Annotated in this window: 18 protein-coding genes and 1 pseudogene; 12 read left to right on the top strand and 7 right to left on the bottom strand. The window is 67.4% G+C overall.

Annotated elements, in window-relative coordinates:
- Window positions 1–185: 185 nt before the first annotated feature.
- Window positions 186–905 (top strand): response regulator transcription factor, encoded by a 720-nt coding sequence (locus tag ACV22W_RS29085; RefSeq protein WP_059809061.1) that lies wholly within the window; start codon window positions 186–188, stop codon window positions 903–905.
- A complete protein-coding gene (locus ACV22W_RS29080) occupies window positions 905–2,398 on the top strand; it encodes a HAMP domain-containing sensor histidine kinase (RefSeq protein WP_448022889.1) in 1,494 nt (497 codons plus the stop codon). The genes ACV22W_RS29085 and ACV22W_RS29080 overlap by 1 nt, the downstream gene beginning before the upstream one ends.
- 119 nt (window positions 2,399–2,517) lie before the next feature.
- On the opposite strand, the gene ACV22W_RS29075 is transcribed toward ACV22W_RS29080, so the two are convergent.
- Window positions 2,518–3,432 carry a LysR family transcriptional regulator gene (locus ACV22W_RS29075; protein WP_448022888.1) on the bottom strand — a complete coding sequence of 305 codons (915 nt, stop codon included), beginning with the start codon at window positions 3,430–3,432 and terminating at the stop codon, window positions 2,518–2,520.
- Between the two features lie 128 nt (window positions 3,433–3,560).
- Between ACV22W_RS29075 and ACV22W_RS29070 the strand changes: the two genes are divergently transcribed.
- From ACV22W_RS29070 to ACV22W_RS29040, 7 genes and pseudogenes are all read left to right on the top strand, one after another.
- A complete protein-coding gene (locus ACV22W_RS29070) occupies window positions 3,561–3,836 on the top strand; it encodes a hypothetical protein (protein WP_448022887.1) in 276 nt (91 codons plus the stop codon).
- A gap of 80 nt (window positions 3,837–3,916) precedes the next feature.
- Window positions 3,917–4,210, top strand: a pseudogene (locus tag ACV22W_RS29065) (DoxX family protein); the annotation flags it as partial.
- Window positions 4,211–4,420: 210 nt separating this feature from the next.
- Window positions 4,421–5,035: a nitroreductase family protein gene (locus ACV22W_RS29060; protein WP_448022920.1), complete on the top strand. Its 615-nt coding sequence runs from the start codon at window positions 4,421–4,423 to the stop codon at window positions 5,033–5,035.
- A gap of 78 nt (window positions 5,036–5,113) precedes the next feature.
- Window positions 5,114–6,127, top strand: coding sequence for an alpha/beta hydrolase (locus ACV22W_RS29055; RefSeq protein WP_448022886.1), 1,014 nt, complete (start codon window positions 5,114–5,116; stop codon window positions 6,125–6,127).
- Window positions 6,128–6,241: 114 nt separating this feature from the next.
- The gene (locus ACV22W_RS29050; protein ID WP_448022885.1) at window positions 6,242–7,165 is read left to right on the top strand and encodes a LysR substrate-binding domain-containing protein; all 924 of its coding nucleotides are present in this window, start codon (window positions 6,242–6,244) and stop codon (window positions 7,163–7,165) included.
- Window positions 7,166–7,329: 164 nt separating this feature from the next.
- Entirely contained in the window at window positions 7,330–8,991 is a 1,662-nt protein-coding gene (locus ACV22W_RS29045) for a GMC family oxidoreductase (RefSeq protein ID WP_448022884.1), read from the top strand.
- Window positions 8,992–9,010: 19 nt separating this feature from the next.
- Window positions 9,011–10,468, top strand: coding sequence for an aldehyde dehydrogenase family protein (locus tag ACV22W_RS29040; protein WP_448022883.1), 1,458 nt, complete (start codon window positions 9,011–9,013; stop codon window positions 10,466–10,468).
- Between the two features lie 197 nt (window positions 10,469–10,665).
- On the opposite strand, the gene ACV22W_RS29035 is transcribed toward ACV22W_RS29040, so the two are convergent.
- On the bottom strand, window positions 10,666–11,766 hold the full coding sequence (locus ACV22W_RS29035; RefSeq protein ID WP_448022882.1) for an AraC family transcriptional regulator: 1,101 nt from the start codon (window positions 11,764–11,766) through the stop codon (window positions 10,666–10,668).
- A 320-nt stretch (window positions 11,767–12,086) separates the two neighbouring features.
- Here ACV22W_RS29035 and ACV22W_RS29030 point away from each other — a divergent pair, with 320 nt between their 5' ends.
- The gene (locus ACV22W_RS29030; RefSeq protein WP_448022881.1) at window positions 12,087–13,721 is read left to right on the top strand and encodes an AMP-binding protein; all 1,635 of its coding nucleotides are present in this window, start codon (window positions 12,087–12,089) and stop codon (window positions 13,719–13,721) included.
- Entirely contained in the window at window positions 13,721–14,881 is a 1,161-nt protein-coding gene (locus tag ACV22W_RS29025; RefSeq protein WP_448022880.1) for an AraC family transcriptional regulator, read from the top strand. The genes ACV22W_RS29030 and ACV22W_RS29025 overlap by 1 nt, the downstream gene beginning before the upstream one ends.
- Window positions 14,882–14,956: 75 nt before the next feature.
- Here ACV22W_RS29025 and ACV22W_RS29020 read toward each other — a convergent pair whose 3' ends face one another.
- From ACV22W_RS29020 to ACV22W_RS29000, 5 genes are all read right to left on the bottom strand, one after another.
- Window positions 14,957–15,172 (bottom strand): hypothetical protein, encoded by a 216-nt coding sequence (locus ACV22W_RS29020; RefSeq protein WP_448022879.1) that lies wholly within the window; start codon window positions 15,170–15,172, stop codon window positions 14,957–14,959.
- Between the two features lie 113 nt (window positions 15,173–15,285).
- On the bottom strand, window positions 15,286–16,347 hold the full coding sequence (locus ACV22W_RS29015; RefSeq protein ID WP_448022878.1) for an NAD-dependent epimerase/dehydratase family protein: 1,062 nt from the start codon (window positions 16,345–16,347) through the stop codon (window positions 15,286–15,288).
- A gap of 270 nt (window positions 16,348–16,617) precedes the next feature.
- Window positions 16,618–18,033 carry a Re/Si-specific NAD(P)(+) transhydrogenase subunit beta gene (pntB, locus tag ACV22W_RS29010; RefSeq protein ID WP_448022877.1) on the bottom strand — a complete coding sequence of 472 codons (1,416 nt, stop codon included), beginning with the start codon at window positions 18,031–18,033 and terminating at the stop codon, window positions 16,618–16,620.
- Window positions 18,034–18,046: 13 nt separating this feature from the next.
- On the bottom strand, window positions 18,047–19,648 hold the full coding sequence (locus tag ACV22W_RS29005) for a Re/Si-specific NAD(P)(+) transhydrogenase subunit alpha (RefSeq protein ID WP_448022876.1): 1,602 nt from the start codon (window positions 19,646–19,648) through the stop codon (window positions 18,047–18,049).
- Between the two features lie 454 nt (window positions 19,649–20,102).
- On the bottom strand, window positions 20,103–20,693 hold the full coding sequence (locus ACV22W_RS29000; RefSeq protein WP_448022875.1) for a dimethylsulfonioproprionate lyase family protein: 591 nt from the start codon (window positions 20,691–20,693) through the stop codon (window positions 20,103–20,105).
- A gap of 442 nt (window positions 20,694–21,135) precedes the next feature.
- Between ACV22W_RS29000 and ACV22W_RS28995 the strand changes: the two genes are divergently transcribed.
- Window positions 21,136–22,926, top strand: a complete 1,791-nt coding sequence (locus tag ACV22W_RS28995) for an acyl-CoA dehydrogenase (protein WP_448022874.1) — start codon at window positions 21,136–21,138, stop codon at window positions 22,924–22,926.
- Window positions 22,927–22,983 lie beyond the last annotated feature (57 nt).

Genomic DNA, 22,983 nt, shown 5'->3' with positions numbered 1-22,983 from the left:
CGCTCGCTCGCTACCCAAACTTAAACGAATTGTGACCCCTCCCCGCCGCAAAATTTTGCACAATGGCGGCAGCGCGGCGTTGCTGCCGCGATTCGCCTCCGGACCGGCCCTCCTGCCCGGGCGCGACCGGAACGAACCTCCGAAACCAACCCGAGACCCATACCGACGTGCCGCCGCCGACCGCCATGGACCACCCCAAACGCATCCTGATCGTCGAGGACGATGCCGACATCGCCGACGTGCTGAGCCTCCACCTGCGCGACGAGCGCTACGAAGTGGTCCACAGCGCGGACGGCACGGAAGGGCTGCGCCTGCTCGAACAGGGCAACTGGGATGCGCTGATCCTCGACCTGATGCTGCCCGGCGTCGACGGTCTGGAAATCTGCCGGCGCGCGCGCGCGATGGCGCGCTACACGCCGATCATCATCACGAGCGCCCGCTCGAGCGAGGTGCACCGGATTCTCGGCCTCGAGCTCGGCGCCGACGACTACCTCGCGAAGCCGTTCTCGGTGCTCGAACTCGTCGCGCGGGTCAAGGCGTTGTTGCGGCGCGTCGACGCGCTCGCGCGCGATTCGCGGATCGACGCGGGCACGCTCGACGTGGCCGGGCTGTCGATCGACCCGATCGCGCGCGAAGCTGCCGTCGACGGTGCGCGCATCGACCTCACGCCGCGCGAGTTCGACCTGCTGTATTTCTTCGCGCGGCATCCGGGCAAGGTGTTCTCGCGGATGGACCTGCTCAATGCCGTGTGGGGCTACCAGCACGAAGGCTACGAGCACACGGTGAACACCCACATCAACCGGTTGCGCGCGAAGATCGAGGCCGATCCGGCCGAACCCGTGCGCATCCTCACGGTGTGGGGACGCGGCTACAAGCTCGCCGCGCCGGACCAGCGGGACACGTGATGAAGCTGACCCTCACCCAGCGTCTGTCGCTCGTGTTCTCGATCCTGCTGCTCGCGTGCTCGGGGGCGTCGGCATGGCTGCAGATCCGCGCGAACGACATGCGCGAGAAGGAAGTCGTGCAGGGCCTGTCACGGGATCTCGCCGCGCATATCGCGAGCAGCACCCCGCTGATGGACGCGAACGGGCTGCGTCCGGACGCCGTGCGCACGTTGTTCGGCCAACTGATGGGCGTGAATCCGAGTGTCGAGGTGTACCTGCTCGACAACGCGGGGCGCATCAAGGGCGACGACGCGCCGCCGGGCCACGTGAAGCGCGACCGCGTCGATCTCGCGCCAGTGCGGCGCTTCATCGCGGGCGAGCCGCTGCCGATCCTCGGCGACGATCCGCGCAGCCCCGACGCGCGCAAGGTGTTCAGCGCCGCGCCGCTGCAGCGTGCGGGACAGCCGCCGTCCGGCTACATCTACGTCGTGCTGCTCGGCGAAGCGCACGACCGGCTCGCCGCGCGCGTCGACGCCGGCAACGTGCTGCGCACGACGCTGTGGTCGATGGCGGTCGTCGCGCTGCTCGGCCTGCTCGCCGGCCTGACGGCGTTCAGTTTCATCACGCGCCCGCTGCGCCGGCTGACCGATGCGATGCGCCGCTTCGACGCGAACGCCGCGCCCGACATGCAGCCGCCGGTGCCGCGCTCGCCGCCCGGGCGGCGCGGCGACGACATCGCGGTGCTCGAATCCGCATTCGCGCAGATGGCCGACCGGATCGGCGACCAGTGGCGCGCGCTGACGCGTCAGGACCAGCAGCGGCGCGAACTGATCACGAACATTTCGCACGACCTGCGCACGCCGCTGACGTCGCTGCACGGGTATCTGGAAACGCTGTCGCTGAAGTCCGACGCGCTCGCGGAGTCCGAGCGCCGCCGCTACCTGTCGATCGCGCTCGCGCAGAGCACGAAGGTCGGCCGGCTCGCGCAGGCGCTGTTCGAACTCGCGCGGCTCGAATCGGGCGGCGTGCAGGCCGAGCGCGAGCCGTTCTCGCTCGTCGATCTCGTGCAGGATGTATTCGAGAAGTTCGAACTCGCCGCGCAGTCGCGCGGCGTCACGCTGCATGCACGCATCCCGCCGCGAGTGCCGGTCGTGTCGGCCGATCTCGGGATGATCGAGCGCGTGTTGACCAACCTGCTCGACAACGCATTGCGGCACACGCCGCAGCATGGCGAAGTCGAAGTGGCGCTGACGCCTCAGGACGACCGCGTGGTGGTGACCGTGTCGGATACCGGCGAAGGGATTCCGCCGGCGCGGCGCGAAGGGCTGTTCCAGCGGGCGCAGCGGCCGATGAGCGGCGGTGCGGCGACGCGCGGCGGGCTCGGGCTGCTGATCGTGCACCGGATGCTGGCGCTCAACGGCAGCGGGATCCGGCTGGTCGACCGGGACGGGCGCGGCGCGGTGTTCGAGTTCGCGCTGGCGATCGCGCAGCCGGCGGCGGGCGAAGCGCGCTGAGACCGACCGGCGCCTTCGTCGCGATTTCCGCCGATCGGCTGCGTGCAATGGCGGACGGTCGACGCCGGCCCATCGGTCGTCCTCGGCGGTTGGCGCCGCGTGCGGCATGAGCGGAGGCGTTAAGTATCGATGCCCGGGCCGCTCTGACCGATCGTACAAACGCGTTTGAACCACGCGACTTGCGACTGGCAGAATTCGAGATAGGCGCGAACGATGGCCGACGGATGCCGATGCGAAGGATACAGCAGGTTCACCTGTTGTTCGGGTAGCGGGCAGGCGGCAAGCACGACAGCGAGCCGGCCCTGCCGAACGGGCTCCGCGGCCAGGAACGGTGGAAGTTCGGTGAGGACCTCACCCGCTATGGCGCGGCTGCGCAAGAACGCGTAGTCGTTGGTTGTCAGGACCGCGTTGGGTTCGAAGGTCTGTTCGCCCAGGCGCCAGCCGCGGCCGGCATCGGCAACCGGACTCCATACCGCGCACGGGAACCGGTGCAGGTCGTCAGGTGTTTGCGGCATCCCCAACGTATCGAGCAGGTTCGGACTGGCCACCAGGACATGGCGATAGGTGAGTAACTGGCGCGCGACCATGGCTTCATGCGTGATCGCGCCGACGCGCAGCGCGACATCGATGCCGTCTTCTATCAGATCCACGCGCCGTTCGGTGGCGTAGGCGTGCAGCTGGATATCCGGAAAGCGCTTCCTGAAAGCGGATAACAGTGTCCACCACACGTCGAACCCGGGCGGCAGCGAAATGCGCAGCCGTCCCTTCAGCCTGGCCTGGTCGCTGACCACGGCCTGTTCGCCTTCGGCGAGCATCTCTACGCCTCGGCTCGCATGTTCGTAAAGCCGGGTTCCGGCTTCGGTCAGCTTGGTGCCGCGCGCGGTGCGCTCCAGCAACTGGACCCGGAGCTGCTGTTCGAGCGCGCGAATGCGGCGACTGACCGTCGGCAACGGTATCGCCAGTCGCGTCGCGGCGCCGGAAAGGCTGCCGGTCTGCACGACGCTGACAAATATCCGCACATCGTTGAGATCCAATTCAGCCTACCAAAAATGAAAGTATCGCTCTCATTTTACCCAGTTCCAATGCGGATATCGATAACCCAGAATGTGGCCGGATCGATGGTTCACAGGGCGCGCGAAGCGGTCGCCTGTCTGGAGAGTGCATGAAAGCCAATGTGATCGAACGCTTCGGCGGCCCCGACGCACTGCAGTTGCAGGACATTCCGCCGCGGAAACCGGACGGCGGCGACGTTCGGATTTGCGTGCGCCCGCCCGGCGTGTTCGGCGCGACGGCGATGCCGGCGGCGGACGTCCCGCTGCCGGAGATCGCTCGCGCGTCGGCCGAAGGACACATGCCGTCGTTGCGCGCGCATACGTTCGGTTTCGACGAAATCCGTCGCGCTCACGGCCTGACGGAAAGCAATTGCGTGCAGGGCTAGATCGTCGTGACCGTTTGACGGTTGTCGTGCATCGACCTCGTGGCCGTCCCCAATCTGAACCAAAAACATAGGATTCCAATATGAAACAGAACGCCCTGTCCGATCATCCGCTGTCCGCGGCAGGCATCGCACGGTTCCAGCCGGCCGCGATGCTGGCCGCGCGCATTCTCCTCGCGCTGATTTTCCTGCTGTCGGGTCTGTCGAAGCTCGCCGCGCCCGACGCGATCCGCGGCTACATGGAGGCCAATCACGTGCCGGGCATGCTGTTCGTGCCGACGGTGCTCTTCGAGATCGGCACCGGCGTGCTGATCGTCGTCGGCTACCGCGTGCGCATCGTGGCGGCGCTGCTTGCCGGCTTCTGCGTCGTTACCGGCGCGTTGTTTCACACCCAGTTCGCGGACCAGACGCAGATGGTCATGTTCCTCAAGAACGTGTCGATGGCCGGCGGCTTCCTGCTGCTGGCGAGCGTCGGCGCCGGCCGTTTCAGCCTGGACGCAAGACGGGCGCGATCCGACGATCGTGCTGTCGTCCGCGATGACATCCATCCCGTTGTCATCCCCCCGAAAGAAGAAAGGAGTGTGCAAGTGTCGAACATGTCTGAAGTGATCAAGTCGCGCATCTCGGCGAACCGGTATGACACCAGCCGCAAGTTGTCGGACGAACAGATCGGCAATCTGATCGAGCTCGCCACGCGTGCGCCGTCCGCATTCAATCTGCAGAACTGGAAGTTCGTCGCCGTGCGCAGCGACGACGCGAAGGCGCGCCTGCTGCCGCTCGCGTTCGGGCAGCAGAAGGTCGCGGATGCCGCCGTGACGTTCATCGTGTGCGGCACGCTCGATCCGCATCTGACGCTCGCCGATGCGCTCCGGCCGACGCTGGACGCGGGAATCATCGACGAAGGGCTGTACAAGGGCTGGATCGGTGCCGCACAAAACATGTATCGCGACAACTACGCGTTCCAGCGCGACGAAGCGATTCGCTCGGGGTCGCTGGCGGCGATGACGCTGATGCTGGCCGCCGAGGGCCTGGGGCTCGCGTCCGGTCCGATGATCGGCTTCGATCCGCAAGGCGTCGCGACCGCGTTCGGTCTCGCCCAGAGCGATGTCCCCGTCATGCTGGTCACGGTCGGCTATGCGGCGTCGGGCAACTGGCCGCAGAAGCCGCGCAAGCCGGTGTCGGACGTTCTGTCGTTCGCGTGACGAATGCACCCGGGCGAACGCGATCCCGTCAGTAGTGAAACGAAGTGCAGGAACAGGCCTCTGGCCAGGAGTGAACACATGTTTTCAGGGAAGCTGTTGGGCCGGCCGGGTTTCGGTCTGGTTCCGAAGCATCATGTCGTCGAGCCGGGTGCCCTCGCGGCCCGTCCGGTCAGCGAAGCGATGGCCGCGTTCGCGAACGAGATGCGCACGTCCTATCGCGCGATGATTCCGTCGGCCGGCGTTCCGGACGCGGTGAGCGAGGTACGCTCGATCGACGTGCCGACCGAGCACCCCGCCCGGAGCATTCCGGTACGCGTCTACAAGCCGGCCGGCGCGCGCGGCGAGGACGCGCTCCCGATCGTTCTGTTCGCGCACGGCGGCGGCTTCGTGTCCGGCGACCTCGACACGCACGACGTGCTCGTGCGTGCGATCGCCGGTCGCGCGCAGGCGATCGTCGTGTCCGTCGACTATCGGCTGGCGCCCGAATTCCCGTTCCCCGCCGGGCTCGAGGACGTCTACGCGGTGCTGCAATGGGCAGCCGCCCACGCCGCGGCATTCGGCGGCGATCCGGCGCGGATCGTCGTTTGCGGCGACAGCGCCGGCGCGACCCTGTCGGCGGCCACCGCGATGCTCGCGCGCGATCGCAACGGCCCCGCGCTCATTGCGCAATGGCTGATGTATCCGTCGGTGAGCCTGAGGACGGACACGCCGTCGTGGGCCGAACTGGGTGCCTCGTACTTCCCGACCCGGGAAGTGATGCGCAACGTGCTCGCCAGCTACGTGCTGCCGGGAACGAATCCGTATGCGCCGCTGCTGTCGCCGCTCGAGGGCAATCATGCGGACCTGCCGCCCGCGCTGATTCAGGTTGGCCAGCTCGACCCGCTGCGCGACGAAAACGTCGCTTATGCAAACCGCCTGAACGAAGCCGGTACGAACGCGTCCGTCACCGTCTACGAAGGGCAGGCGCACGGCTTCGTCCAGTTCTTCAAGGACAAGGCGAACCATGCGCTGGGCGAGCGTGCGCTGGACGAAGGCGTTCGGTTTCTTCAGGAGCGCACCGCCGCCGGCGCGACCGGAGTGCGTGGCACATGATCAGCCCGTCGGCGCGATGACCGGCACGATTCGGCGCCGCGCGATGCGCGAGGGCCGAGCCGGTCGGCCGCCGATCCGGTACGCCTGCCCCGGGACATGAACAAATTCTCCGACATGAGCACCTTCGTAGCCGTGATCGAAGCGGGCAGCTTCTCCGAGGCTGCCCGGCGCCTCGGCACGTCCAAGTCCATCGTCAGCCAGCGCATCCAGCAGCTCGAGAAGCGGCTCGGCTGCGCATTGCTGAAACGCGGGCGCCAGCTTCAACTGACCGAGCCCGGCCACGGCTTCTTCGAGCAATCCAGGCAACTTCTCAAGGATCTCGAACGGATCGAGGAGGAAGTCCAGGAAGCTGGCGCGAGCCTGCACGGCACGTTGAGGCTGGCGGTGCCGGCCGCGTTCGTCACACACCGGCTTGCGCCGCTGCTCGCGCGGCTCGCGGCGAAATACCCGGCGCTCTGCGTCGACATCGAGGCGGAGGACCGGCTGTCCAATCTGCTTGACGGTCATTTCGACGTTGCGATACGCATCGGCAAGCTGGCCGATTCGAACCTCGTCGCGCGCACGCTCACCGCGAATCATCACCTGATCTGCGCCAGCCCCGCCTATCTCGCGCGGCGCGGCGTGCCGGCACACCCCGGCGACCTGCTGGAGCACGACGGGCTGATTTATCTGAACCGCGAGCCCAATGGCATGTGGAGCCTGCCGCTCGACGGCGCGCGCCAGTCGTTCCGGATCCGCATCCGGATGCGGACCGATTCGGGACATCAATTGCTCGCGGGCGCGCTGGCCGGCCTCGGGCTTGCGATCCTCCCGACCTTCCTCGCCGCGGATGCGCTCGTCGCCGGCGAACTCGTCCCGGTGCTGTCCGACTACACGCCGCCGGGCGGGCAGATTTCCGCGCTCTACAGAAAGACGATCCGCACACCGCCGAAGATCCAGGCGCTGATCCAGTTCCTGGCCGACGAAATCGGGCAGCCGGCGAGCTGGGATGCCGCGCTGATCGAGCACGGCATCCTGCCTCGCGCCCAGCGCGCGTAGCGGCCGCGCGCAATGACGATTCGCGCGCGCTTGCGCCGCGAATCAAGATCGCCGCCGTGCCTTCGTTCGGAAAAGCCGAACGCCGGGTTCGCTTGCCGCCGGCTATGCGGGCGCCGCCGCCGTTCGTAATCTGATCGCGATTTTCCTCCACGTGACCTGCGATCATGAACGACGATACCCCGCAATACCCCGCGCGCCGCACGATGCTCGCGCAGACCCTTGCTCACTCGGCGGCGCTCGCCGTCGGCTCGCTGCTGGGCGGCGAAGCGATCGCGGCGCCCGCCGCCGACACGCCGACCGACGCGTCGCCGCGACGGCGTGCCGGAAACGGCAAGCGCGCGATCGACGTATTGATCGTCGGCGGCGGCTCCGCGGGCGCCGTGATGGCCGCGCGCCTGAGCGAAAAGGCGAGCCGCAACGTGCTGCTGCTCGAGGCCGGCCACAACTACGCCGCATGGGACTACCCGCACGTGATCGCGAGCAGCGACATCGTCGGCGGCGATGCCGGCCACGAATGGGGCTACCGCACGCAGGCCGGCTACATCGATCACCCGATCCGGGCGCTGCGCGGCAAGGTGCTGGGCGGCAGCTCCGCGATCAACGGCGCGGTGGCGCTCCGCGCGCGTGAGCAGGACCTGAAGAACTGGAATCTGCCCGGCTGGTCGTATGCGGACATGTTGCCGTCGTTCCGGCGGCTCGAAAGCCGCGACAGCGGCAGCGCGGCGCTGCATGGTCACGCCGGCCCGCTGCCCGTGCGTCAACTGACCCGCGAGGACATCACGCCGATGCAGCGCGCGTTCGTCGACGCGACGGTCGCGAACGGCTATCGCGTCATCGACGATTTCGACGGCCCGGACGCGAACGGTGTCGGCCCGTATTCGATGAATATCGTCAACGGCGTGCGCGTCAACACGGGCATCGCGTATCTGACCAACGACGTACGCGCGCGCAAGAACCTGCAGATTCGCGGCGGCGCGCTGGTCGATCGCGTGATCTTCGACCGTGACCGGGCGATCGGCGTCAAGCTAGCGAGCGGCGAGGAAATCCACGCGAACGAAGTGATCCTGAGCGCTGGCAGCTATGGCAGTGCCGCGGTTCTGCTGCGATCCGGCGTCGGGCCGGGGGCGGATCTGCGCGCGCTGTCGATCCCCGAGATCGCGAACCTGCCGGTCGGGCAGCGCCTGAAGGATCACCCGTTCTACTACAACGCGTATGCGGCGCGGCCCGACAGGATCGGCGACCAATCGCCCGTGATCGGCGCATTTCTTTGGACGCACAGTGCGTCCGCGCAAAACGGCGACCTCGACCTGCACGTCACGGCGACCCACCTGTTTCCGCACGATCAGAGTCCGACCAAGGTCGGGTTCGTGCTCGCGGTTGCGTTGACGCGACCGTTGTCGGTCGGCAGCCTGAAGCTCGCGAGCCGCAAGCCCGACGACGCGCCGGTCATCGACCTGAATTTCCTCGCCGAACAGCAGGATCGAACGCGCCTGCTCGACGGCGTCCGGCTCGCGCGACGCATCGGCCGTACCGCGCCGCTGTCGGACCTCGTTCATGCCGAGCTGAATCCCGGCCCCGGCGCGGCGACGGACGAGCAGATCCTCGCGTCCGTCAAGTCGACCGTCGACACCTACCACCACCCGACGTCGACCGCGCCGATGGGCGCCGCGGGCGATCCGCACGCAGTCGTCGACCTCGACGGCCGCGTGCACGGCGTGCGCAATCTGCGTGTTGTCGACGCGTCGATTTTCCCGGATGCGATTTCCGTCGCCACCAATATCACCACGATCGCGACTGCCGAGCACATCGCGCATCGATACGCCTGAACCCGAGCCGGAGCACTCGATGACCATCACTTCTCATGCATTGCACTGGATCGACGGCGAATGGAGCGATTCGCCCGTGCATCGCGATTCGTTCGATCCGGCAACCGGTACCGTGATCGGCCGATACGCCGACGGCGGCGAAGCCGAAGCGCGCGCGGCCGTCGCCGCTGCGTCGCGTGCGTTCGATCGCACGTCCTGGAAACACGATGCGGCGCTGCGCGCGAAAGTGCTCGAGGAAATTGCGCTCGCGTTCGAACGGCACACCGATGCGCTGATCGACCAGTTGTCGCTCGAAAACGGCAAGATCAAGCCCGAAGCACGCTTCGAAGTTGAGATGGTGCCGTCGAAGCTGCGCTACTACGCGGCGCTCGCACGCGCCGAGCGTGCGCACGGCGGCACGCCGCGCCCGGACGTCGTGTCGCTCGTGTTGCGCGAGCCCATGGGTGTGGCCGGCATCATCGTGCCGTGGAACTCGCCGGTCGTGCTGATGGTGCGCTCGCTCGCGCCCGCGCTCGCGGCCGGCGCGACCGCCGTCGTCAAGATGCCGGGGCAGACCGCGCAAACCAACGCGCTCGTCGCCAGCGTGATGTCCGAAGCGCCGTCGCTGCCGCGCGGGGTCGTCAACGTGTTCAGCGAATCCGGTGCGGACGGCGCGAAATATCTGGTCGCGTCTCCGGACGTGCCCGTCATCAGCTTCACGGGTTCGACGGCGACCGGCCGGGCGATCCTGGCTGCCGGTGCGGCGCGCGTGAAGCGCTTCGGCCTCGAACTCGGCGGCAAGACACCGCACGTCGTGTTCGACGATGTCGATCTGGACGCCGCGTTGCCCGTCTTCGAAAAATCGCTGACCGTGTTCGCCGGGCAGTTCTGCATGACTGGTTCGCGCCTGCTCGTCCAGCGCAACGTCGCGGACGCGGTGCGCACGCGTCTGATCGCGCGTCTGGAGGCGGTGCGCGTGGGGCCTGCCGCGGACCCGCGCAGCGACATGGGGCCCTTGATCGATCAGGCCAATGTCGCGCGCGTCGATCGTGCCGTTGAGCAGGCGATCGCGGCGGGCGCGAAAGTGCTGCTGCGGGGCGGCCCCGCGACCGACGGCGAACTCGCGCGAGGCGCGTTCTATCGCCCGACGCTGCTCGAAGTCGACGACCCGAAACTCGACATCGTGCAGCAGGAGACGTTCGGTCCGGTCATGACGTTGCAAGTATTCGATACGGAAGACGAAGCGATCGCACTGGCCAACGACAGCGAATACGGCCTCGCCGCCGCGGTGTGGACGCGCGACGGACAGCGTTCGATGCGCGTTGCGCGCGCGCTGCAGGCCGGTACGGTCTGGATCAACGACTGGGCGAAGGTCTACGACGAATTCGAGGAAGGCGGCTACCGCCAGTCCGGTCTCGGACGTCTCAACGGTGCCGCGGCCATCGACGATTTCATCGAATACAAGCACATCACGCTCAGCATCGGGGTGTCGCGATGAACGGCAAGATCGTGCTCGAGGAACGCCTGACGACGGAGCCAACACCGCGCAGTGGCAGGCGTCGGACGAAGCCGCGCGCAACGGACGGACCTATATGAAGGACGTCGATGTCCCGCTCATCGATGTGGACGCGGCACGCGCGTATGCACGGCGAGGTCGGGCTGGAGCGGCGCTACGCGCTCCCTTGTGCATAGCGCCTACCCGCCGCGCTTGCGCCGCACTTCGCTCGGCGTCGTGCCGGTCCAGCGCTTGAACGCGTGGCGGAATCCCACTGCGTCGCTGAAGCCGAGCGTCAGCGCGATGTCCTCGGTGCTGAGCGTGGTGGTGCTCAGGTAGTCGATCGCGAGCGCCTTGCGCACGCTCGTGAGCAACTCGCTGTACGACGTGCCTTCGGCGTCGAGCTTGCGGCGCAGCGTGCGCGACGTCATGCACAGGATGTCGGCGATCGCGTCGATGTCCGGGAATTGTCCGGGCGTGCGCGTGAGTTCCTGGTAGACGCGTCGCGTGACACCGGCCTGGCTGCGCAATTCGTCGAGCAGGCGCGCGCAGTGCGACGACACCTGCGCGGCGGTGATCGGGTTCGCGAGCTGCGGCGCGCGCGTGAGCCACGCGGCCGGGTAGCTCAACACATGGTGCGGCTGATCGAACGCGATCGGGCATTCGAGCGCATCGGACAGCAGCGCCGCATGCGGCGGCCGCGGTTGCGCGAACTGCGCGCGGGCCGGCACGCACCACGCGCCCATCACGTCCTTGATGATCGTCACGTGCAGCGCGAATTGCATGTCGATCAGGAAGCGGTAGAGCGCCAGGTCCGGCTCGGGCAGCGCGGCTTCGTGCGGATCCGGAAACAGCCACGACGCGGTGTCGCCCTGTTCGACCCACCGGATCGCGAGCATCCCGTTCGCGAGCTGGTGATATTTGACTGCCGAATCGAACGCGTGCGCGAGCGATTCCGAACACAGCATCGCGTAGCCGTACATTCCGTAGCTCGACGCATGCAGCCGGTGGCCGACGCGCACGCCGAGATCGGTGCCGTCATAGCGGCCGATCGCGTTGCGCGCGGCGGTCAGGAACTGCAGTTGCGACGTGAGCGTGAACGGGTCGGTGACGGCGTCCGGCGACAGGCCGGTGCCGTCGAGCACGGCGGCCGGGTCGAGGCCGAGTTCCTGGGCGACGCCGACGAGCACGGCCAGCTTGGCCGGCGAGAAGCGCTTCTCGCGCAACGCGTGAGCGAGCGGGGCGTCCGGCAGCGGGGCGGCGCCGTCGGCCGTCGGGGTCAAGGGCGCACTGCGCGGCATGACTGGTTCTGCGTCCGATTCGATATCGTTCCGGGTTCGCGATTTTGCGCCGGAACGCGCGGGCGCGCCATAGGGTTCACCCTGATGCGCACGGGCTGGCACGGCCCGACGACGGCAAACCGACGCGCGAGCGCAAGCCGCGGCTGGCGGCGCGCCGCGCGCTCGCGTGTCCGTTTCGATCATCTTTTCGACCGCCCGGATCATTTTCAAAGCCCCTTTGGCGGGCGATAGTCGCCGGTCAGGCGACGGCCCATGCGCATCCGGTGCGCGGGCCGCCGTGCGAACGGCGCTGCCCGGCGCCGTCCCCCGAGGAGCAGGACATGACGAAGAGACACTGGATCGGGTCGTACGGCTCGATCCCCGCCGAGATCGATGCCGATCGCCATCCTTCCGTAACCGCGTTGCTGGACGAAGCGATGCGCCGTTTTGCCGATCGCCCCGCGTTTCGCGCATTCGGCCACACGCTGACCTACGCCGACGTCGACCGCCTGTCGGCCGCACTCGCCGCCTACCTGCAGCAGGTCGTCGGTGTGCGCAAGGGCGACCGCGTGGCCGTGATGCTGCCCAACGTGCTCGCGTTTCCGGTGGTGTTCGCCGCGGTCGCGCGGATCGGCGCGATCCAGGTCAACGTGAACCCGTTCTACACCGCACACGAGCTCGAGCATCAGCTCAACGACGCGGGTGTCGAAGTCGCGGTGGTGTGCGGTGGATCGATGGGCACGTTCGCCGAGGTAGTCGGCAAGACGCGCATGCGAACCGTGCTGAGCGTGGGACGCGGCGATCTCGGCGTCGTCGATGCGCCGGCCGGCGCGTGCGACGCGTTGCCGCCCGGCTCGATCCCGCTCGCGGACGCGATCGCCGCCGGCGAATCGCTCGCCTTCGAGTCGGCCGCGCTCGGCGGCGCCGACCTGCTGCTGCTGCAATACACGGGCGGCACGACCGGGCTGTCGAAGGGCGCCGCGCTGTCGCACCGCAACCTGGTCGCGAACATCGAGCAGTTCGCGGCAATCGTGCCGGCCGCGCGTCAGCCGGGCGAGGAGGTCGTCGTCACGGCGATCCCGCTGTATCACATCTTCGCGCTGACGGTGAACTTCCTGTCCTACTTCGCGATCGGCGCGGAAAACTGGCTCGTCGCGAACCCGCGCGACATGGATGGCTTCATCGACGTGCTGAAGGCGGCGCGGCCGTCCGTGTTCGTCGGCGTCAATACGCTGTATGCGGGGCTCACGGGCCATCCGCGGCTGAAGGAAGTCGACTGGTCGCGGCTGAAGCTGTCGGCGGGCGGCGGCGCGGCGGTGATCGACGTGATCTCCGCGCGCTGGAAGGCGGTGACGGGCAACTTCATCCGCGAAGGGTACGGGCTGTCGGAAACGTCTCCGGTGGTCACGTTCAACCCGCAGTCGGTCGACGCGTTCACCGGCACGACGGGCCTGCCGCTGCCGTCGACCGACGTGAAGCTGCTGGACGACCAGGATCGCGAGGTCGGAATCGGCGAAGCGGGCGAGATCTGCGTGCAGGGGCCGCAGGTGATGGGCGGCTACTGGCACAAGCCGGATGCGAATGCGGCCGCGTTCACCGCGGACGGCTACTTCCGCACCGGCGACATCGGCGTGTTCGACGCGGCCGGCTTCCTGAAGATCGTCGATCGCAAGAAGGACATGATCATCGTGTCCGGCTTCAACGTGTATCCGAACGAGGTGGAAGCCGCTGCCACCTCGCTGGCGGGCGTGGCCGAATGCGCGTGCATCGGTGTGCCGGACGAGCGGACGGGCGAGGCCGTCAAGCTGTTCGTGGTGCTCGCGCCCGACGCGGCCGTGACCGAAGCGGAAATCGTCGCGCACTGCCGCGCGAACCTCGCGGCCTACAAGGTGCCGAAGCTGATCCGCCTGGTCGACCGGCTGCCGAAGTCGACGGTCGGCAAGATCTTGCGTCGGGAACTCAGCCGCGCCGACTGATGGCGCCGAAGCGCCGCGCGCCCGACGGCGCGCGGGCCGGTGCGCCGAAAGCCCCGAAGGCCCGGTCGGGGCCGCTCAAGTACAATGCGAGCGGTTCGACCGACGGGGACGCGATGACCGGTTCAGACTCACCTTCCGCCCAGCCCGGGCGTGCGCTGCCGTCGCCGAGCGCGACGGTGCCGATCTCGCTCGTCAACGGGTTCCTGGCAAGCGCGGGCGCGCAGCGCGACGTGGTCGAGCGCTACCTGCGCGGGGCCGGCATTTCGCTCGAGCTGCTCGGCGAGCCGCATGCGCGCGTGACGGAAGAGCAGTTCTCGACGCTGTACCGCACGCTCGCGATCGACCTCGACGACGAAATGCCCGGCATCTTCTCGCGCCCGCTGCGTGGCGGCACGCTGAAGTACCTGTGCCTGAGCCTGCTCGATGCGCGCAACCTCCAAACGGCACTGCATCGTTTCGGCCAGTTCTTCCATATCCTGCTCGACGACTTCTTCGTCGAATCGAAGCGCGACGGTCTGGTCGCACAGGTGCTGCTGCGGCCGAACCCGGCCGTCGGTCCGATCGGCGCGCTCGGCCAGGAATTGATGCTCAAGCTCGTGCACGGCGTGTGTTCCTGGCTGATCGGGCAGAAGATCCCGTTGCTGCAGATCGAGTTTGCGTGCCCGCGTCCGCGCCATGCGGTCGAGCATCTGTACTTCTTCACCGGCTCCGTGCAGTTCGACTGCGAACGCACGTTGATGCGCTTCAGCGCCGACTACCTCGACGCGCCGATCCGGCAGAGCAAACGCAACCTGCGCAAGTTCCTCGCGCGCGCGCCCGGCGACTGGATCTTCGAATCGTTCAGCGAACAGCTCGTCTGCCATCGCGTGCGGCAGTACCTGTCCGCGGCGCTGCCCGACCTGCCCGTGATCGACCAGGCGGCCGAGCATCTGCATTGTTCGGTGCGCACGCTGAGCCGCCATCTGGCCTCGGAAGGCACGACGTTCCAGGCGCTCAAGGATGAACTGCGGCGCGACATCGCGATCCAGCGGCTGACCGACACGCTCGACACGATCGCGGCGATCGGCGCCGATATCGGCTTCGACGACCCGAGCGCATTCCATCGCGCGTTCCGCCACTGGACGGGCAGCACGCCCGGCACTTACCGGCGGCGCGCGTAGCGCGTCGCGCGGTGCATTCGGACCTGCTCCCATAACCGGCATCCTTCGGGCGCTCCCATGGATGGCTTCCCGTCGTCACGCCGCCCTGCGCTTCGTGTCGGGTGTACGTCGTCGTCGGGTCGACACGACCGTCAGTGCACGGCCCGCGAATGCGCGGAAGGACGAATTCGGATCCTGATGGTCGAGCAGGAACGCGATCTGGCTGCAGGGCAGGTCGGGCTCGAAGATTTGCCACACCGCGTCGTTCGCCGTCACGAACGGGCGGCGCACGTCGTGCAGCGACACGTTCACGGATGGCGCGTCGCCTTACCGGGGTGTCAACCGCGCGCGCAGCAGCCACTCGTCGACGCGCACGCCGAGGTCCGTCAGCACGACCTGCAAGCCCGGTGAAATCACGCAGCGGTTCATCGCTTCAGTTGTCCGGTTTCGACCAGCTGCTGAAAGAACTCGTTCATCGACTCCGCAAGCGGGCGGTAGCGGATCCCGAGTTCGTTGCGGCTGCGGCTATTGTCGGCGCGCCACGGCAGTCCGACGTTGCGGGCGACGACGCGGCGCGTCACGCTCTTGTTCGCCAGCGGGCCGACCAGCCAGACGAGCCACTTCGGCAGAATGCGCCGCGGAATCGGGTAGTCGGCACCATACCGTTCGAGCAGAGTCGCGGCCATTGCCGGCAGGCTGGTGTTGTGACCCGACACGATGTAGCGGCCGTTGGCCTCGGGCAGGAACGCGGCCCGCACGTGCGCGTCCGCCACGTCGCGCACGTCGACCGCGCCCATGCCGAGATCCGGCACGCCCATTTTCATCGTGCCATTGCCCATCTGCCGGACGATCCCGAAGCTTTCCGAGGTCGCGTACGGATTGATGCCCGGCCCGATGACGAGCGACGGATTGATGGTCACGAGATCCCAGCGCTGCTGCGCGCGGGCGATCTGCCACGCCTCGCGTTCGGCCACCGTCTTGGAATACGAGTACGGCTGGTGCGCGAGCGATGAACTGGTATTCCAGATCGCCTCCGTGAACACGCCGTTCGGCGTCGCGTCGAGATCGGCGTTGTCGCCATAGATCGCGGCGCAGCTGCTGGTCAGCACGACGCGTCGGACCGACGGCGTGCGGTTCACCGTCTCGAGCACGTTGCGCGTGCCGAGCAGCGCCGGATCGACCAGCTCTTTCTGGGGATCACGAACGGTGACGGTAAACGGCGATGCGGTATGGAACACGATCCCGCACCCGGCCATTGCTTCCGCATACGAACCCGGTTCGAGCAGGTCGGCGCGGAAATAGCGGATCGTGCCGGGCTTGCCGGCCGCGATCCGCTGCAGATGCGCGAGCTTGCCCGGGGCGTCGGGATTGCGGACGGCCGCATGCACCGTCAGGCCGGCTTCGAGCAATCGTTGCACGAGCCATCCCGCGACGTAGCCGGTCGCGCCGGTCACCATCACCGGCAGGTCGGTATCGATATTCACCATCATGGGTTCCGTGACGGAAGACGGTGAACATGATGCCGCTTTTTCGTCGCCGGGTAACTCGCAATGCGCGCCGATCGCTACGCAATGTGCGCCAGGCGTGCGCCGTCGACGCGCGCGGTACGGCGGACTACGGACGGGGGAGGCGGCGCCAACGGAGGCGGGAGGGATGTCGGGCAGGGTCGATGCGTTCGGTCACGACATCCGCAGGGACAGGTCGAGGCCACGCGGCGCCGGAGCGGCGTGCTGCCCGCTCCGCGCCCGCGACCTTGGTCAGGCTTTCAGTGCACCGAAGATTTCACTGAGCATCGACTTCGCATCGCCGAACAACATGCGGTTGTTGTCCTTGTAGAACAGCGGATTGTCGACGCCCGCATAGCCCGAAGCCATGCTGCGCTTCATCACGATCGACGTCTTCGCCTTCCACACTTCCAGCACCGGCATGCCGGCGATCGGGCTCGACGGATCGTCCTGCGCCGCCGGGTTCACGATGTCGTTCGCGCCGATCACCATCGACACGTCGGCCTCGGGGAAGTCGCCGTTGATCTCGTCCATTTCCAGCACGATGTCGTACGGCACCTTCGCTTCGGCCAGCAGCACGTTCATGTGCCCCGGCATGCGGCCCGCGACCGGGTGGATCGCGAAACGCACGTCGACCCCCTTTTCGCGCAGCAGCTTCGTCAGTTCGAACACCGTGTGCTGGGCCTGTGCGACGGCCATCCCATAGCCGGGTACGATGATCACGCGTTTCGCCTCGCGCAGCAGCTCGGCCGTCTCCGCCGCGCTCACCGCGACCGCTTCGCCGGCCGGCTGTGCCGCGCCGCCGCCGGCCGACGCCGGTGTGCCCGCGCCGCTGCCGAAGCCGCCCGCGATCACGCTGATGAAGTTGCGGTTCATCGCGCGGCACATGATGTACGACAGGATCGCACCGGACGAGCCCACCAGCGCGCCGATCACGATCAGCAGGTCGTTGCCGAGCATGAAGCCCGTGGCCGCCGCCGCCCACCCCGAGTAGCTGTTGAGCATCGACACCACGACCGGCATGTCCGCACCGCCGATCGCCATCACCATGTGCACGCCGAACAGCAGCGAGATCACCGTCATCACGACGAGCGGCAGCATGCCGTCCTGGATGCTTTCCGCATGCAGGAACGCGCGACCGTAGTAGATCACGATCAGCAGCGCGGCCAGGTTCAGCCAGTGCCGTGCCGGCAGCAGCAGCGGCTTGCCGCCGATCTTGCCCGACAGCTTGCCGAACGCGATGATCGAGCCCGCGAAGGTCACCGCACCGATCAGGATGCCGACATAAATCTCGACCTCATGAATGGCCTTCTCCGCGCCGATGAACTGCACCGACGTGTCGATGTAGCTCGCGAAACCGACGAGGCAGGCCGCAAGGCCGACCAGGCTGTGCATCAGCGCGACCAGTTCCGGCATCTGCGTCATCTGCACCTTCTTCGCGGCGTACAGGCCGACGGCGCCGCCGACGACGAGCGCGGCGATCACGTACGGAATGCCCGCGGCCGACACGCGCGGACCGGCGACGGTGGCCAGCACGGCGATCAGCATGCCGATCATGCCGAGCAGGTTGCCGCGGCGAGCGGTTTCGGGATTGGCCAGCCCGCCGAGGCTGAGGATGAACAGGATCGCGGCGCCGATATAGGAGACGGTAGTCAGGTTGGAAGTCATTGTTGTCGTCCCCTTATTTGCGGAACATCGCCAGCATGCGGCGCGTGACCGCGAAGCCGCCGAACATGTTGACGGCCGTGAGCGTGAGCGCGCCCACTGCCAGGCCCAGGATCAGCCCGGACGGGCGGTCGCCGGCATTGGCCAGCTCACCCAGCGGCGGCGCGACCTGCACGAGCGCGCCGATCGCGATGATCGACGAGATGGCGTTGGTCACGCTCATCAGCGGCGTGTGCAGCGACGGCGTGACGTTCCAGATCACCATGTACCCGACGAAGCATGCGAGCACGAACACCGTGAAGTGCGACAGGAAGCTGGACGGTGCGAACTGGCCGACCAGCAGGAACGCCAGCGCACCGATCGCGAACACGATCGCGAGCGCCTTGGCCGACATCGGCTCGCCGCTGTGGCCGTGGCCTTTCGACTTCGCCGGCGCGGCCGCCGCGGGTGCGGCTGCCGGCGGCTTGGGCGGGACGGCCGCCTGCTTGAGCGGCGGTGGCGGCCAGGTGACGTTGCCTTCCTTGATCACGGTGAGACCGCGGATCGCATCGTCTTCGAAATCGACATTGATCGTGCCGTCCTTGGCCTTGCACAGCTCCTCGATCACGCGCAGCAGGTTCGTTGCATACAACGTGGACGACTGCCGCGACAGGCGCGACGCGAGATCGGTATAGCCGACGATCGTCACGCCGTGGCGCACGATCGCCTCGCCGGGCACCGTGAGCTCGCAGTTGCCGCCCTGTTCCGCGGCCATGTCGACGATCACGCTGCCGGGCTTCATCGACTGCACCATCTCGGCGGTGATGAGCTTCGGCGCCGGCTTGCCGGGGATCAGCGCGGTGGTGATGATGATGTCGGCGTCCTTGGCCTGCTGCGCGTACATCGCGCGCTGCGCCTGCTGGAAGCCTTCGCTCATCACCTTCGCGTAGCCGCCGCCGCCCGAGCCTTCCTCTTCGTAGTCGACCTTGACGAACTCGCCGCCCAGCGACTTGACCTGGTCGGCCACCTCGGCGCGCGTGTCGTTCGCGCGCACGATCGCGCCGAGACTCGCGGCCGTGCCGATCGCGGCCAGACCGGCCACGCCGGCGCCGGCGATGAACACCTTGGCCGGCGGGATCTTGCCGGCTGCCGTGACCTGGCCGTTCAGGAAGCGGCCGAACGCATGCGCGGCCTCGATCACCGCGCGATAGCCGCTGATGCCGGCCATCGACGTGAGCGCGTCCATCTTCTGCGCGCGCGACAGCGTGCGCGGCAGCGAATCGATCGCCAGCACCGTGGCGCGCTTCGCGGCCAGTTGCTGCATCAGCTCGGGGTTCTGCGCGGGCCACACGAAGCCGATCAGCGTGCCGCCCTCGCGCATCAGCGCGACTTCGTCGGCGCTCGGCGGGCGGACCTTGAACACGATGTCGCTGCCGGACCAGAGCTCGGCGGCGCTGGCGGCGATGCTCGCACCGGCCGCGCGGTACGCGTCGTCGTCAAAGTTCGCGCCGGCCCCGGCGCCGCTTTGGACGGCCACCGTAAAACCCAGCTTGATCAGTTTCTCGACCACTTCGGGGACGGTCGCAACGCGCCGTTCCTGAGTGGCTGTCTCCAGAGGAATCCCAATCTGTAATGTCATAGTGTTGAAAGATGGGTGATAGATCGGTGATGGCCATCGCGAAGCGCGCGGGCCGGTGCGTCAAGGTACCAGAATCATGTGCGTGTTTAGTGGCGTGTGCGAGGGTCTGCGTCAAGAATAGAACGACCGTTCGCCGAATGCGGATAAAGTATGCCGCATAACGACGGGGCTATCGAGGGCACAAATGCGTCGAACGCGTCTTCCGATGTTCTGTTGCGTTTTATCCACGCGCGGGCGATATCGCGTCGGCCGAATGGATGTTGACGATGCAATCGGGCCACTGCTGCCACGGTGCGGCGGTGCCGCGCGGCGGGACTGCATGGGCTTCCCATAACCGGCTTCCTGCGCGGGCTCCCATGGCCGGCTCCCCATTGGCGATGCCGACCGACCGGCAGGTCAGTGGCGGGCTGCTTGTGGCAGGCGAACCCGTCGGCACCACGCGTCGATCGTCGGATCAATTCAGCAGGCACCATATCGCGAGGAACGGCGCGCTTCCGGAGCGCATCGCATGCAATGCGCCAGGCGCGTTGTGAATGCCGCCGCCGATCCCGGGATCGAACCATGCGCCGTTTTGCTGCCGGAATTCACCGGCGGTCATGAGCACGTACGCTTCCTCCGGTGCGTGACCGTGATCCGGATATCTGACGTCGGGCGTCATCAACGAGAAGCCGAGCTGGATGTCGTCGCGGCTTTCCGCGCCGCCGGGCCCGCAGATCATCCCGTTCACGTGTCTGTCGATGTAGTTCGGGCTGCCGTCCTTGCCCGACGTGCGACGCGACCAGCCGACCACGGGTTCGAGCGACTTGATCAACCGTGCGACGGTGGCGAACGTCGGGCCGACGCGCGCGACCGACTCGAGCGCCGGGTCGAGCCATTCGCATGCGGGGTATCGCACCGCGAGCCGCGTTCCGTTGTCCGACGGGGTCTGCAGCCGTGCGAATACTTGCGGCGCGAATGCGCGCGCGGCGGGTGGAAGCTTGTCCGACTCGAACAGATCGCCGGCGACCCGGACGAAATCCGCGATGTCTTTCGGGCGTTCACTCATCCTGGTCTCTGCTCCCGTGCTCGCTTGGCCTGATGAGAAAGTCTACGCAGAAACGTGCCGGCCCGGACAGCGAAAAAGGACAGACGATTTGGCACCGGCCGCCATACGCGCGCCGCGACTTCCGTCCGCCCCGAGGCAGCTTCGGCGACTTTCCATCATCAACGCCCGGTCTTCGGCTTCGCCGGCCAACCCGTCCGGCCGGCATGCCGATTGCGCGTCGCTTGTGCCGAAATCGGCATCCGAACCCGCCGCCCGGACGCCCGTTTCCGCCATCGCTCCGCGCATCACGTGGCCGGTTTTGTCACCATGTGGGCCGGATATGACAATGGAAAAGCGCCGGCGCGGCATTACGATGGGTCACGACGTCGCCTGGCGCTGGCCGGTTTTGCCGCAGCCGCCCGGGCCGCGCGCCTCATTCACCGCCTGATTTGGAACATCGACCATGAGCTATAACGCCCCTGTCAAGGACATGCTGTTCGTGCTGAAGGAACTCGCGGGCATCGACACCGTCGCGCAGTTGCCCGGCTTCGAGGAAGCCGGCTACGACACCGCGCAGGCCGTGCTCGACGAATCCGCGAAATTCTGCGGTGAAGTGCTGGCGCCGCTGAACGTCGAGGGCGACCGCAACCCGAGCAGCTGGAAGGACGGCGTCGTGACGGCAACGCCCGGCTTCGGCGCCGCGTTCCGCCAGTTCGTCGAAGGCGGCTGGCAAGGTTTGCAGCATCCGGCCGAATACGACGGCCAGGGGCTGCCGAAGCTGATCGCGACGCCGTGCATCGAGATGCTGAACGCGTCGAACCTGTCGTTCGCGCTGTGCCCGCTGCTCACCGACGGCGCGATCGAGGCGCTGCTGACGGCCGGCACCGACGAACAGAAGCAGCGTTATGTACCGAAGCTGATCTCGGGCGAATGGACCGGCACGATGAACCTGACCGAACCGCAGGCCGGCTCCGACCTGGCGCTGGTGCGCTCGCGCGCCGAGCCGCAAGGTGACGGCACGTACAAGGTATTCGGCACGAAGATCTTCATCACGTGGGGCGAGCACGACATGGCGGACAACATCGTCCACCTGGTGTTGGCGCGCACGCCGAACGCGCCGGAAGGCGTGAAGGGCATTTCGCTGTTCATCGTGCCGAAGTTCCTGGTCAACGAAGACGGCTCGCTCGGCGCACGCAACGACGTGCACTGCGTGTCGATCGAGCACAAGCTCGGGATCAAGGCGAGCCCGACCGCGGTGTTGCAATACGGCGACCACGGCGGCGCGATCGGCTATCTGGTCGGCGAGGAGAATCGCGGCCTCGAATATATGTTCATCATGATGAATGCCGCGCGCTTCGGCGTCGGGATGCAGGGGATCGGCGTGGCCGACCGCGCATACCAGAAGGCCGCGGCATTCGCGAAGGAGCGCGTGCAGAGCCGCCCGGTCGACGGGTCGGCCAGGCAGTCGGTGACGATCATTCATCACCCGGACGTGCGCCGCATGCTCGGCACGATGCGTGCGCTGACCGAGGGCGCACGGGCGCTCGCGTATGTCGCAGCGGCGCACAGCGACATTGCCCACCGCCATTCGGACGAGGCGACGCGCACGCGTCATCAGGCAATCTACGAATATCTGGTGCCGGTCGTGAAGGGCTGGAGCACGGAGATGGTGAACGACGTGGCGAGCCTCGGCGTGCAGGTGCACGGCGGGATGGGCTTCATCGAGGAAACCGGCGCCGCGCAGTACTACCGCGATGCGCGGATTCTCGCGATCTACGAAGGCACGACCGCGATCCAGGCGAACGACCTGGTCGGCCGCAAGACGATGCGCGACGGCGGTGCGGTGGCGAAGGCGCTGATCGCGGAGATCGGCGACACCGTCGCGGCGCTCGGCAAGGTCGACGGCGCGGCGGCCGCGTCGATGAAGGCGCAGCTTGAGAAGGGTGCGCGCGCGTTGTCGACGGTGGTCGACTACGTGGTCGCGAACGTGAAGCAGGACCCGAACGCGGTGTTCGCGGGCAGCGTGCCGTACCTGAAGCTGGCGGGCGTGGTGCTGTGCGGATGGCAGATGGCGCGCGCGCTGCTGGCGGCGCACGCGAATCGCGCGAGCGACACGGCGTTCTTCGATGCGAAGATCGCGATCGCACAATGCTTTGCGGAACACGTCCTCGTGCAGGCAGGCGGGCTCGAAGCGTCGATCGTCGGTGCGAAGGGTAACGAGAGCGTGCTCGCGTTGACGGAAGACCAGTTCTGACCGTAACGGTCGGGGCGCAGGAGGAGACGGGATTTTGACCACACAGGACTTGCTCGC

The organism is Burkholderia sp. AW49-1 (assembly GCF_053427845.1).
The sequence above is the reverse complement of the archived record's forward strand: the minus strand, read 5'-3'. Positions and strand labels throughout refer to the sequence as shown.

What these genes read in the sequence shown, in the direction of transcription:
- ACV22W_RS28995 (WP_448022874.1), top strand. Translation starts at nt 21,136, where the DNA reads ATGAGCTATAACGCCCCTGTCAAGGACATGCTGTTCGTGCTGAAGGAA.
- ACV22W_RS29045 (WP_448022884.1), top strand. Translation starts at nt 7,330, where the DNA reads ATGAACGACGATACCCCGCAATACCCCGCGCGCCGCACGATGCTCGCG.
- ACV22W_RS29025 (WP_448022880.1), top strand. Translation starts at nt 13,721, where the DNA reads ATGGCGCCGAAGCGCCGCGCGCCCGACGGCGCGCGGGCCGGTGCGCCG.
- ACV22W_RS29035 (WP_448022882.1), bottom strand. Translation starts at nt 11,766, where the DNA reads ATGCCGCGCAGTGCGCCCTTGACCCCGACGGCCGACGGCGCCGCCCCG.
- ACV22W_RS29040 (WP_448022883.1), top strand. Translation starts at nt 9,011, where the DNA reads ATGACCATCACTTCTCATGCATTGCACTGGATCGACGGCGAATGGAGC.
- ACV22W_RS29005 (WP_448022876.1), bottom strand. Translation starts at nt 19,648, where the DNA reads ATGACATTACAGATTGGGATTCCTCTGGAGACAGCCACTCAGGAACGG.
- ACV22W_RS29050 (WP_448022885.1), top strand. Translation starts at nt 6,242, where the DNA reads ATGAGCACCTTCGTAGCCGTGATCGAAGCGGGCAGCTTCTCCGAGGCT.
- ACV22W_RS29000 (WP_448022875.1), bottom strand. Translation starts at nt 20,693, where the DNA reads ATGAGTGAACGCCCGAAAGACATCGCGGATTTCGTCCGGGTCGCCGGC.
- ACV22W_RS29085 (WP_059809061.1), top strand. Translation starts at nt 186, where the DNA reads ATGGACCACCCCAAACGCATCCTGATCGTCGAGGACGATGCCGACATC.
- ACV22W_RS29055 (WP_448022886.1), top strand. Translation starts at nt 5,114, where the DNA reads ATGTTTTCAGGGAAGCTGTTGGGCCGGCCGGGTTTCGGTCTGGTTCCG.
- ACV22W_RS29080 (WP_448022889.1), top strand. Translation starts at nt 905, where the DNA reads ATGAAGCTGACCCTCACCCAGCGTCTGTCGCTCGTGTTCTCGATCCTG.
- ACV22W_RS29015 (WP_448022878.1), bottom strand. Translation starts at nt 16,347, where the DNA reads ATGGTGAATATCGATACCGACCTGCCGGTGATGGTGACCGGCGCGACC.
- ACV22W_RS29030 (WP_448022881.1), top strand. Translation starts at nt 12,087, where the DNA reads ATGACGAAGAGACACTGGATCGGGTCGTACGGCTCGATCCCCGCCGAG.
- pntB (WP_448022877.1), bottom strand. Translation starts at nt 18,033, where the DNA reads ATGACTTCCAACCTGACTACCGTCTCCTATATCGGCGCCGCGATCCTG.
- ACV22W_RS29070 (WP_448022887.1), top strand. Translation starts at nt 3,561, where the DNA reads ATGAAAGCCAATGTGATCGAACGCTTCGGCGGCCCCGACGCACTGCAG.